The organism is Geminocystis sp. GBBB08 (assembly GCF_016743215.1).
Classification (GTDB): Bacteria; Cyanobacteriota; Cyanobacteriia; order Cyanobacteriales; family Cyanobacteriaceae; genus Geminocystis.
This window is the reverse complement of sequence record NZ_VRZC01000126.1, coordinates 1-11,776: the sequence shown is the minus strand read 5'-3', so window position 1 is coordinate 11,776 and position 11,776 is coordinate 1. Positions and strand designations below refer to the sequence as shown.

At 29.4% G+C, this 11,776-nt stretch carries 10 protein-coding genes and 2 pseudogenes; 9 read left to right on the top strand and 3 right to left on the bottom strand.

The genetic code is table 11. The annotated features are described in order from the left end of the window. The 4 genes and pseudogenes from FWJ34_RS14435 to FWJ34_RS14420 all read left to right on the top strand — a co-directional run. Positions 1-303 (top strand): annotated as a pseudogene (locus FWJ34_RS14435) (calcium-binding protein); the annotation flags it as partial. Between the two features lie 226 nt (positions 304-529). Continuing rightward, the gene (locus FWJ34_RS14430) at positions 530-874 is read left to right on the top strand and encodes a transposase family protein (protein ID WP_308256034.1); all 345 of its coding nucleotides are present in this window, start codon (positions 530-532) and stop codon (positions 872-874) included. Next, complete coding sequence (locus FWJ34_RS14425) at positions 867-1,160, top strand: transposase (RefSeq protein WP_308256033.1); 294 nt, start codon at positions 867-869, stop codon at positions 1,158-1,160. Before FWJ34_RS14430 ends, FWJ34_RS14425 begins: the two co-directional genes overlap by 8 nt. Next, on the top strand, positions 1,157-1,348 hold the full coding sequence (locus FWJ34_RS14420; RefSeq protein ID WP_308256032.1) for a DUF4351 domain-containing protein: 192 nt from the start codon (positions 1,157-1,159) through the stop codon (positions 1,346-1,348). The genes FWJ34_RS14425 and FWJ34_RS14420 overlap by 4 nt, the downstream gene beginning before the upstream one ends. A 109-nt stretch (positions 1,349-1,457) precedes the next feature. On the opposite strand, the gene FWJ34_RS14415 is transcribed toward FWJ34_RS14420, so the two are convergent. Further along, positions 1,458-2,474 (bottom strand): methyltransferase domain-containing protein, encoded by a 1,017-nt coding sequence (locus tag FWJ34_RS14415; RefSeq protein WP_308256031.1) that lies wholly within the window; start codon positions 2,472-2,474, stop codon positions 1,458-1,460. Between the two features lie 273 nt (positions 2,475-2,747). Beyond that, positions 2,748-3,605, bottom strand: coding sequence for an acyl-CoA desaturase (locus FWJ34_RS14410; protein ID WP_308256030.1), 858 nt, complete (start codon positions 3,603-3,605; stop codon positions 2,748-2,750). Positions 3,606-3,935: 330 nt separating this feature from the next. Between FWJ34_RS14410 and FWJ34_RS14405 the strand changes: the two genes are divergently transcribed. From FWJ34_RS14405 to FWJ34_RS14390, 4 genes are all read left to right on the top strand, one after another. Next, the gene (locus tag FWJ34_RS14405; protein WP_308256029.1) at positions 3,936-5,243 is read left to right on the top strand and encodes an FAD-binding oxidoreductase; all 1,308 of its coding nucleotides are present in this window, start codon (positions 3,936-3,938) and stop codon (positions 5,241-5,243) included. Positions 5,244-5,314: 71 nt separating this feature from the next. Then, complete coding sequence (locus FWJ34_RS14400; RefSeq protein ID WP_308256028.1) at positions 5,315-6,208, top strand: hypothetical protein; 894 nt, start codon at positions 5,315-5,317, stop codon at positions 6,206-6,208. 1,126 nt (positions 6,209-7,334) lie between these two features. Continuing rightward, positions 7,335-7,910, top strand: a complete 576-nt coding sequence (locus FWJ34_RS14395) for a TerD family protein (protein ID WP_308256027.1) — start codon at positions 7,335-7,337, stop codon at positions 7,908-7,910. 124 nt (positions 7,911-8,034) lie between these two features. Beyond that, the gene (locus FWJ34_RS14390; protein WP_308256026.1) at positions 8,035-8,628 is read left to right on the top strand and encodes a TerD family protein; all 594 of its coding nucleotides are present in this window, start codon (positions 8,035-8,037) and stop codon (positions 8,626-8,628) included. 135 nt (positions 8,629-8,763) lie between these two features. Here the strand turns inward: FWJ34_RS14390 and FWJ34_RS14385 are convergent, their stop codons facing one another. Beyond that, a complete protein-coding gene (locus FWJ34_RS14385) occupies positions 8,764-10,662 on the bottom strand; it encodes a response regulator transcription factor (RefSeq protein ID WP_308256025.1) in 1,899 nt (632 codons plus the stop codon). 255 nt (positions 10,663-10,917) lie between these two features. Between FWJ34_RS14385 and FWJ34_RS14380 the strand changes: the two are divergent. Beyond that, a pseudogene (locus FWJ34_RS14380) lies at positions 10,918-11,776 on the top strand (hypothetical protein); the annotation flags it as partial.

Genomic DNA, 11,776 nt, shown 5'->3' with positions numbered 1-11,776 from the left:
GATTCATTCCGTTTTAATTCTACTTCTGAAGGAATTGATCGTCTTACGGACTTTAATATAACCGATGACACCCTTCGAGTTTTAGGTAGTGGTTTTGGCGGTGGGTTAATAACTGGTACATTATTACTAACTCAGTTTACCATTGGTTCATCGGCTACTACTTCGGCTCATCGTTTCTTCTATAATTCTAGTACGGGAGGGTTATTCTTTGATGTGGATGGTAGCGGTGCAACGGCGGCGGTGCAATTTGCCACTTTAAATACTGGTTTAGCCTTGACTAATGCTGATCTTGTCGTTATGTAACGTTTGTAGTGGTGGCTTTAGCCACTATCAGCAAAGAATCGATCGAGATAAAGAATTAATTATGGCTCTTCTACAGTGAGTATGACAAATTAAAGATAAAAACAAAGTGAAAAAATGCTAAAATTCTATAGAAATTAAGCTATCAATGCTTTTAAATCGTTGTTATGTTGCTTTTAACTATTAAAAGAGTTAGTCAATTTTTTATCTCAAATAATTTTTTTATCTTATGCCTTCTAATTCCTCTCTTCATCTTATTACTAAACTTATTAATTTTGAGGGAGTCAAAGCGACTGATTACCATTTTATTACTGATAAGGAAATTTTAATTACATTATCGAATCAAACATCACAATCTACTTGTCCTCATTGTTATACTATTACTAATAAAGTTCATCAAGATCATTATTATCGTATTAGAGATATACCGATGAGTTCTTACCATGTCTTTTTAAATGTCAATCGTCGTCAATTTCGATGTATAAATTGTCATAAAGTTTTTAGTGAAGAGTGCGGAAAAACAGAAATTAGAAGAAGTCAAAAAAGTAACTCCAAAATTAATAGAAATGTATGATTACAAAGAAGTTTGGCGAGACATATTTAACAGTGAAATAACAGAAGAAGAAGCATTAGATAAAATAGGAGAATGGATAAAGTCAGCACAACAATATTTTCCTAAAAGTTGCGATACCATAAGGAGGTGGATAGGGGAAATATTAGCTTATTTTGATAATCGAACAAGTCAAGGTACTGTAGAAGGAATTAATCAAAAAATTAAGCTGATTAAGAGAAGAGCTTATGGCATGACAAATTTTGATAATTTTCAGCGAAGGATCTTATTAAACTGGGCTGTATCTTGAAGATTTATCATAACTACTGTAGAAGAGCCTTAATTATTCGTCAATTAACTAAGAAATTGGGGGTAATTAATGCAGATTTACAAAGTCAAGTAAAAGCCTTAAATATTGATGATTTAGAAACTTTAGCTGAAGATTTCTTAGATTTTAATTCCATTGAACATTTACAAAAATGGTTAAGTAAATTTTAAATTTTAGAGCAAAAAAATCTTAATAGTAGCTTGAAATATAGCTACTTTTTTTGTTTGAATTTCGATCAAGCAGTGTGCCTTTGGCATCGAACTCTCTTATTCTGTCATTTTATGTTTTTTGAACTAAAAAATATGCTTGAATAACTTCTAATAAATCTTGATCCATAGAGCGAAAAGGTTCAGCAAAAGAGCTTCTTAAATCTGAACTTATTTCCATTTTATTATAAGGTCTAACTTCTAACACCTTAAAGCCATTTCTTTCAAAAATTTCAATAAAATTAAGTGGGCGAATTCGATTACAAACACCGACTATTTTTTCATCAGTATCAACTCTTAAAAAATCTAAAGGATGAATATTAGAATTTTGATAGTATTCGTGATCCATTCCATCTATGTTATGCAATCCATATCCTCCTGTTTTAGTAATTCTTCCTATTTCTTGAAGGGATAAATCAAGATCTGGTAAATGTTCCAAAACACTAACAGTTATCAAGACATCAGCCGTTTCATTAGGAATACTATTGTTAAATAAAGATTCAGGAAGATAAACTAATTTTTCAGAATCTAATCCTTCCTCTTTTCCTTTTAATAAAGCACTTAAATTAAAAGTAGAAATATTAGAGATAATTTCTTCTTTAGTAATGGGATAATTGAGAATAACACCTTTTGGATTAATTAATAATTTACCGACAGTTTCAGCTAAATTGCTAAGAATTAAAGGTTTATTTACTAAGGAATCAGGCTCTAAACAAAAGCATTTTTTCGCCCCTAACATTAAATATAAAAACATGAAACTAAAAGGATTAATTGCACCTGCACCAATTTCTATATAAGTGGCATCTTTAAGGGGAATTTGATGATTTTGCCAATAATGATAACTAGCATAAAATTGTCCCCGTAACCATTTTAAAGAAAAACGATTTTCAAAAATTTCTAACCGTTGATTGAGAATTTTTTCTAAAGTTGAAAATAAGTTAATTTCATTGTGAGATAACGATTGATTGTCAGATTCAACCTCTAAACGTTTTAATAATTCACAGCCAAGATCATAAGTAGAAATATCATCTAATTCTACATTACTCACAAAATCAGTCCGAATTAATTTACCGAGAAAATTATCTACCATATTTATTAAATTACATTACTTTTTTTTTAAACTATACTAGTTTATAGATATTATTCTCGATTAGGTTGATAAATAAAGCCCAACAGAATTTACCTGAGTTCGATTTAACTAAAAATAGGTGATGACTGCCTCTCATTGACAGGCGACAGAGAGATTATGTTTTGTCGAACTGAGGTGAATTCGTAAGTGTCTATTCAACCTAATTATCCTCTATGAATCCCATTTTCAAGTAAAAAAACTTCCCTTATTTAATTTATCGGGAAGAAAAATCAATTAATTTAAATTGTTTAGGGACTTAATACTTTTGTTACTTAGTTTTAAAATGGGGGCTAGTTTGATATTTTTTGCTAAACCGAAAAACTCTAAAATTTTAATGGTAAACCAAGTTAAATCTATTTCCCACCAGGCTAAACCATGACGGGCAGAATATTGAAAAGCATGATGATTATTATGCCAACCTTCGCCGAAAGTTAATAAGGCAACCCACCAACAATTACGAGAATAATCATTAGATTCATGACTTATATAACCGAATTTATGGGTAGCACTATTAACGAACCAAGTTACATGGAAGACTAACACTAAACGAAGAAAAATACCCCATACGACAAATGACCATCCACCCCACCAAAAGAGGAATAAACCTAATACGATTTGAATTGGAATAAAATATTTTTCACAGAATATATAAAAAGGATCGTTTTGAATATCTTTTGTATATTTAGGAACATCCTTATTAGCTGGATTTTTGACAAACATCCAACCCATATGACTCCACCAAAAACCTTTGTTAGAATCATGAGGATCGCCATCATGATCAGAATATTTGTGATGAATACGGTGTAAACCAATCCAAGCAATCGGTCCACCTTCACAGGCTAGTGTACCACAAAACACGAGAAAATACTCTAACCATTTGGGGGTTTCAAAGCTACGGTGAGACACTAAGCGATGATAACCTAAAGTAATGCCAACACAAGCAGTAAGCCAATATAAGAATAAGGTTACTCCTACGGCACTCCAACTAAAATTACTTGGCAAAAATGCAAATAAAGCGATTAAATGAATCGTTGCCATGTAAATAATAATATGCCATGCTGGCTCAAGTTTTTCGGAAGTTGAAACTGTCATTTTTACGGGTAAATTTTACTATACTTTGATTTTATTATTTTGTACTGTCCAATAGATAAAAACTTAGGAATTTTTTAAGATTTTAACTGATGCTAGAAATCATTTCATCAATACAAAATTAATGTTACTATTGATCTTTTAAGACTAAGTTAAACTGTTTATAACTAAATCTTTTGATCGTGGCCCTATAAATTATAAACTATAAACTAAAATTCATAAATTATACTTTTTTTTCAAAATTGATCATAATTATCTTGATTTATATTAACTAAATTTAAGATACTTCAAGTTATCAGATTATCGACAAATATTTTATTAATACCATTTAAAATGAATAAAAATTTTTCTACCCGTTATTTAGAAGAAATCCAGAATAAACTTAGTAATATTAAAGGTGACTCTTTAGAAATTCTTGAATGGAATCAATTTTCTAAGGAGGAAGAAAGAATTAATCAAGTAATCCTGAAAAAATATCTCCCACCCTACTTAGTTATTCCCCAATCCAAAGCTATATTATCACAGTTTTTAACTCTTTGTTCTGAACATGGGTGGGTAATTTTACCCATTGGCAACGGCACAAAAATTCATTGGGGAAAACTGCCTGAGAATTGTGATGTCATGGTTAGTACCCGTAAAATTAATCGTATTATTGATCATAGTATAGATGATTTAACCGTAACAGTGGAATCGGGAATGAAAATTAAAGATTTACAAAATATTTTGGTTTTAAAAGGGCAATTTTTACCAATTGATGCTTGTTTTCCTGAATCAGCTACCATTGGTGGCATTGTAGCAACGGCAAATACTGGTAGTTGGCGACAACGCTATGGAGGGGTTAGGGATTTATTGTTAGGTATCTCTTTTTTACGGGGAGATGGTAAGGAAGCCAAAGCAGGAGGAAGAGTGGTTAAAAATGTCGCCGGTTATGATTTGATGAAATTGTTTACGGGCTCTTATGGTAACTTAGGAATTATTACTGATGTTACTTTTCGGACTTTTCCATTACCTGAAAATTCTCTAACTTTGGTGATAACAGGAGAAAAAGAATCGATTTATCAGTTACAAAAAACTGTTTTGGCTTCGGGTTTAACGCCAACAGCGGCAGATTTAATTTCAGAGTCTTTAGTCAAAATCTTTGATTTCGGTTTCGGATTTGGTTTAATCGTCCGTTTTCAGGGTATAACTGAGAGTGTCAGACAACAATCATTGCAAATACAAGCATGGTGTAAACCGCTTAATTTATCCACCCAAACCTATGAAAATCAATCAGAATTACAGCTTTGGCAAGATTTACCTCAAAAAACTTATTATTCAGATTTTGATAACACGGTTACTTGTAAAGTTGGTATTTTGCCTACAGAAGCAATTAATTTCCTTGAAAAAATAGACGGTTTTGGTTTAATTAATATTAGTAGTGGTATCGGAAAAATATCTTTTAATAATGGCATAAAAAGTCATCAATTAATAAATTTACGTCAATTTTGTCAAGAAAAAGGAGGTTTTTTATCAATTTTAACTGCTCCTATTTATCTAAAAAAACAAATTGAAACTTGGGGTTATACGGGTAATGGTTTAAAAATGATGAGAATTATTAAGCAAAATTTTGATCCCAAAAATGTATTTTGCCATCGCCTTTAGGTAAGTAATGAGTAATAAGTAATAAGGTATTGTTAATAATGAATTGTTTATTTTAAAATAAAGAAAATTTTATGATGTGGAATTTTGATCACAAGGTATTAATACAGGGTATTGATCAACCAAAAGCATTAACTTATCTACAAGAATCTAATTTAGATAATCTTAATTTTATTGCTGGTGTTGCCGATGAATATGTGGAAATAAATATTAAAAATATTCCTGTTTTTGATTTAGTTACAGAAGCGATCGCTACATATCCAGAAATAAACACTACTATTATTTTTAGTCATTCTTATAATGTTTTAGATGCCAGTTATGAAGCCATAGACGCAGGAATAAAACAAATAATTATTAACTCAGAAAATATTCCTCCTTTAGACTTAGTTAAAATTTTTCAAAAAGCTAATAGTAAAAATATTAAAATATTAGGCACTTCTCAAGCCGGTATTTTAATCCCTGAGAAACTATGTTGTGGAGTCAGAAATGCTGATATTTATCAATCAGGTAATGTTGGTATTATTAACTATGGTGACAGTATAATTAGTTATGAATTAGCTTTATTATTACAAAAAAATAATTTAGGTGAATCAATTATCATTAATCTAGGAAATGCTAATTTTATTGAAATTAATTGGGAATTATGGTTAAATACCTTAAATCAAAATGATTTAACCAAAGTAATTTTAATTAGTATTAGTGATTTTTCCACTATAAATAAAGAAAAATTTATCACAGCTTTAGAACAAGTAAAAAATAAGCCAATTATTCTGTATTTTTTAGATCCAAATAATCTAAAATCTTTAATAAATAATGGTCAAGCAAAAATTATAACAGATCAAATTCCTCAATACTTAAATCAGGTTTTATCTCTAACATCAATTACGGAGTCTTTATCAGAAAAAGGAGTAATCATCACCCATGAATATCAAAAAATTCCTACATTAATTAACCTTAGTTTGACTTAGATCTTAGATCTTTATCATAAATTTTTGGTGAGAATAGGGAAAAGGGAAAAGTGCGATTCGTTGGGTGCTAATCATTATCATAATGAAATCTACCCGTTCAGAACCTATCAATCTGAATAACTGATGTCTCTTGAAGGTTAAATTCTTTCCATTGTACTGCCAATCGACTCTCTCTTCTACCTGCTCTGAAGTAACATCATCATGGTGGGAAGCTAGAAGAAAAGGGGATAGCTAGAAGTCGAATCTGGTAACTATCCAAGGGTAGATGCTCATGGTTAAGAAATAATCTAAGAGGATTTGGTTCGTCACTTCCAAGTGGTTAAATCGGCTGATAAACCACAGACAAAATCTCAAAGAGGATCGGATTTTCCAATATTTTCCTTTGAAAACGCAGTCAATAATGCCTCCGGACTTCTTACCTCAATCTAAAAGCATCGTGAAAAGTGACATCGGAACAAAGTAACTCTAATTTTTCTCTTTTTGTTTATACTTATTAGACTTCTCCAAAAAATCTGATTTTAACTCAGGGATCATTAAAAACATGGCCTAAATTCATAAATAGTTTATTAGAATTGATTGCATTTTTAATTATGGTCGATGTCTATTCAACAAGTAGTCAGATGTGAAGCGTAAGGGAATTAGAGAAAGATGTGATCAGAAGCGAATGCTTTACTGTAATGGTGAAGATATGCAGACGTATCACCCTCAGTCTGAGTAAGTGTTAAGTAATTCTGTTAAGCCTTGAATACCATTTTTAATGAGTGTAAGGATCTATAGGAATGAAAGTAATACCGAAAAAAAAAAGCGAGGAGGAGCCGTGGGAGGTGAAAGTCTCATGCACGGTTTTGAAAGGGAGGCTTAAAGGGTGACTTTTAGGGCGACTCTCTCACGGTAGCAAGAGGCGCCATCCTTTTGTCTTGTTAGAAGTTAGGGAAAAATGTAAGTTAAATGCGTTTTAGCTTATTCAATAAAAAAACTATGGTGAACAATTGTAACTGAAAACAACTACAAATAAAATTTGTGAGATATACTATATTTATATTCTTTTGAAATATTTTCTGAAGAACGCATAAAATAGAAAAATAAGACTGATATATAAGTAGAGTAAAAATTAATAAAACAAATTATGGCAATTTCATTACAAAAAGGGCAAAGAGTATCTTTAGATAAAATCGCCCCTGGATTAACAGCGGCATTTATTGGGTTAGGATGGGATACAAACGTGACGGATACAGGTTACGATTTTGATTTAGATGCTTCCGTATTTTTGTTAAACTCGAAAGAAAAACTAATTTCTGATCAGCATTTTGTCTTTTATAATAATCTTACCAGTCCAGATGCTGAAAAATCCGTCAAACATATGGGTGATAATCTTACGGGTGAAGGCGATGGCGATGATGAAGTGATTATCGTGGATTTACGCAAAGTACCCGCAGATGTCGCTCGTATTGTCGTAACTGTCACTATTCATGAAGCGGAAAAAAGAAGACAAAATTTCGGGCAGGTAAGAAATGCTTTTGTCAGACTAGTAGATGTGGAAACCAAAGAGGAAGTTTTACGCTACGACTTAGAAGAAAATTTTTCTATCGAAACTGCTTTAATCATGGCAGAAATTTACCGTAAAGATAGTGAATGGCGCATGAATGCCGTTGGTGCCGGTTATCAAGGGGGGTTGGAATCCTTACTTAATCGCTATCAGTAAGAAGGAATTAAGAATTAGGAATCAGCAAGGGGTTTAAATCCCTTGTTAGAAATGAGGAATTAACTATCAACTATTGGGCTTAATATATTAAGCTACTTTCACAAATTACTATCAACTAAATATTATGGCTATTAATTTACAAAAAGGACAAAAAATTTCTCTCAAAAAAGAAGCACCAAAACTACAACAATTAATGTGCGGTTTGGGTTGGGATGTCGCAAAAAAAAGTGGTTTATTAGGAGGTTTATTTCAAGCTGATTTTGACTTAGATGCTTCTGTTTTTTGTTTAGATTCAAGGAATAAACTTAAGTCTAATAATGAAATAGTTTATTTTGGTAATTTACGTCATTATTCTTCTGCTATTAATCATTTAGGTGATAATTTAACAGGCGCTGGTGATGGTGATGATGAAGAAATTAATGTAAATTTACCTTTAATTCCTAGTAATATTAGTAAGCTAGTTTTTGTGGTAAATATTTATGAAGCTATGACAAGAAAGCAAGATTTTGGACAAGTTGAGAATGCTTTTGTACGTTTAGTAAATATGACTAATAATCAAGAAATTGTCCGTTATACTCTTTCTAATAATGGCTATGAAGGAAAAACAGGAATGATTATGGCAGAATTAACTCGTGTCGGTGATGATTGGGAAATGATGGCTAAAGGTGATGGAATTATCGCTAAAAGTTTAGGAGATATTGCTAAATTTTATTCTTAGTTTTATTCTCCTGATTCAGAATCAAGAATTAGGAATTAGTATGAAGGTAGGGCGATGCACCACCCATAATTTTTTGCAGTAGTTTACTCATAAAAAAACTCTGTAAATATTTTCTGAAAAATAGAGAAGATTCATTTATGATTTATCAATATTAAGGTGAGTTAAAATTCGGGGATATAATTCAAAATCAATTTTTGATTTACTGATAAAGTCATCGGCACCTGCCTCCACAAATTGAGTAATAATTTCAGGAACAAAATTACTAGTTAAAAATATAATGGGAATTGAATGCAATAACGGATCTTTTTTGATAATTTTACATATATCTAATCCGTTAAGTTTTGGCATTTCTAAATCGAGAAGAATTAATTCTGGTTTGATTTTTTTAATCTCATCTAAAAAAGTTTCACTTTTAGAAAGTATATTTATGTTAAAAGGTAACTCATATATTTTTAATTTTTCTTTTAAAACGGCAGTAAATTTGACATCATCATCAATAATTAAGATATTGTATAAAGGATTGACGATAGAATCAGATTGATTTTCCTTTAAAATATTTTCGATATTTTGCCATAAAGTTTCAAGAGAATTAGTTTTACTTAAAAAAGCATTAATAGGATATTTTGAGCAAGATAATCGATTTTCTAAACTATCATCTTTACTATAAATAATTATTTTAGTATTTTTATTCTTCACTTTTAGTAAATTAAAAATAGAATCATTTATAATGATATTATTTTGCCATTTTGTTTCTAAAATTACTAAATCATAAACTTGATCATGTAAAAATTTTTTACAGGAAGAAATACTGTGACAAAAACTCAGAGATATTTGAGGATTTTCTATGAACATAATTAATTGATTAGCTAATTTAATATCTTCATCAATAACTAATATTTTTATATTATTTTTATTAAATATTGTCTTTTTTTTTTGTAAAATTGGTTCACCATTAGGAAATAAGTTTTGTAGTAAACTATTAATTAAATTAACTATCTTTAATCGTATTTTTTGCTCTTGAATATTAAGACGATTATCTTTAAATAAATTTTCAATCTTTTTAGCAATATTACTAGCATTTTGATAACCAATACTCCCTAAAAAACCTGCAAAATTATGGGTAATAGTAATAGCGTTTTCAATACTAAGATTATTGTTTCCTTCCATATAATCTAGTAACTGTTGACAATCTTCATAAATACTATCTTGATTTTCTAACCACATTTGTTCAATTAAAGACTGTAATTTTTCTTCTTTCTGGGAAGGTAATTGATAATTTCTTTCTTGATTATTTTTCTGATTATCAGTTAATGATGCTGATTTTATTTTCATATTTTCAGATGATTTCTCTTCCAATGGTTTAAGTTTATAACCCACTCCATAAATGGTTTCAATAAAATCTTTGTGTAACCCAACTTTTGTTAATTCTTTGCGCAGTGATTTAATATGAGTTCTTAAAGTATTATAAGTAGGAATAGTATCAATACCCCATAATTTATCAATAATATTATCTGTGCTGTAAACTTTTTGAGGTGCTGTTAAAAAAATCTCTAATATTTTAAATTCTGTAGGAGTTAAATGTAAATCATTATCCTCATATTTTACTTTTTTTTCTTCAGGAATCATGATTAAATTGTGCCACTCCAAAGTTGAAAATTTTAAAGATTTTATTTTTGTTTCTCTTCTTGTTAATGCTTTTATTCTTGCTAATAATTCTTGAAAATCAAAAGGTTTAATCAAATAATCGTCAGCACCAGATTCAAAGGCTTTCATTTTATCTATTTGATTATTTAAAGCCGTAATAAATAATATAGCTATATTAACACCGCTTGATCTTAATTCTCGACAAATATCAATGCCGTTTTTTTTTGGCAACATCACATCTAAAATTAGAATATCATAATTTTCTTGATCTAATTTTTCTTTAAGATCAATTCCTGTATTGACTAAATCAACTTTTTCAGATTCAGGAATTAAATAATCTTGAATCAGTTTTCCTAATCGCTGATCATCTTCCACGAGTATAATTTTCATGTTTCCGTTTTTGATCTTAATCCTTGTGTAGCTAACAATACATTATTAAATTTTATTATCTGTTAGCTCTCAAAAAAAATATACTTAATCTATCTTTACAATATTATTTTTCCTGATTAATTAATAAATATCATTAGCAAAATATATTTATTGTATAGTTTAAAAATAATTAAAATAACCTACAATTTTGATTACTTCTTATCTCTTACTTTTCACTCATGTAAACAGACAATTAATTTTACCATCTATTTATTTATGGCTATTTTTATCTCTAACAATTATATCCCCCATGGTCATTGTTATCTGTGGCAACCTTCCCTTGTTTGGTTACATTTACTCTCCGATTTATTGATTTCTCTGGCATATTTTTCTATACCTATAATGTTAGTTTATTTTACTAGTAAAAAAAATGATATTCCTTTTAGTAAAATTTTCTGGCTTTTTAGTGGTTTTATCCTTTGCTGTGGTTTAACTCATACCATAGGAATTATTACTCTGTGGTATCCTGTTTATTGGTTATCAGGTTTAATGAAGGCTTTAACAGCATTAATTTCTGTTTTAACAGCTTTGGAATTATTCCCTATTATTCCTATGGCATTAGCTTTACCTAGCCCAGAAAAACTAGCTATTATTAATCAAGAATTAGAGTTAAAAATTGAAGAAAAAAAAGAAGCACAGTTACAATTAGAAACTTTAAATCAAGAATTAGAACAAAGAGTTAATCAAAGAGTTTCTGAAATAGAAATAATTAATAATAGACTAAATTATAAAATAAAATTAGAAAAATTAGTGACTTATATTTCTAACCTTTTTATAAAAATTAATTCAGAAGTTGATGAGCAATTTAATCTATCACTAAAAGCTATGTATGATACTTTTAATATAGATCATTGTTATTTGTTTATAACTAATTTTCATGATAAACTTAATCAAAACCAGTTTTTTTATGGAGAAAATATTAGTCAAGTTGATCTAAAAAATGATCTTTTTTTAATTTTTACAATGATGAATCGATTAGAATTATTAAAAATTAATGATATTATTAACGATGATCAATATTCTTTATCAACAGAGCCATATATCAACAAAAATAAGATTAAATCTATTTTAGCAG

What these genes read in the sequence shown, in the direction of transcription:
- FWJ34_RS14410 (WP_308256030.1), bottom strand. Translation starts at nt 3,605, where the DNA reads ATGACAGTTTCAACTTCCGAAAAACTTGAGCCAGCATGGCATATTATT.
- FWJ34_RS14400 (WP_308256028.1), top strand. Translation starts at nt 5,315, where the DNA reads ATGATGTGGAATTTTGATCACAAGGTATTAATACAGGGTATTGATCAA.
- FWJ34_RS14405 (WP_308256029.1), top strand. Translation starts at nt 3,936, where the DNA reads ATGAATAAAAATTTTTCTACCCGTTATTTAGAAGAAATCCAGAATAAA.
- FWJ34_RS14415 (WP_308256031.1), bottom strand. Translation starts at nt 2,474, where the DNA reads ATGGTAGATAATTTTCTCGGTAAATTAATTCGGACTGATTTTGTGAGT.
- FWJ34_RS14390 (WP_308256026.1), top strand. Translation starts at nt 8,035, where the DNA reads ATGGCTATTAATTTACAAAAAGGACAAAAAATTTCTCTCAAAAAAGAA.
- FWJ34_RS14430 (WP_308256034.1), top strand. Translation starts at nt 530, where the DNA reads ATGCCTTCTAATTCCTCTCTTCATCTTATTACTAAACTTATTAATTTT.
- FWJ34_RS14425 (WP_308256033.1), top strand. Translation starts at nt 867, where the DNA reads ATGTATGATTACAAAGAAGTTTGGCGAGACATATTTAACAGTGAAATA.
- FWJ34_RS14385 (WP_308256025.1), bottom strand. Translation starts at nt 10,662, where the DNA reads ATGAAAATTATACTCGTGGAAGATGATCAGCGATTAGGAAAACTGATT.
- FWJ34_RS14395 (WP_308256027.1), top strand. Translation starts at nt 7,335, where the DNA reads ATGGCAATTTCATTACAAAAAGGGCAAAGAGTATCTTTAGATAAAATC.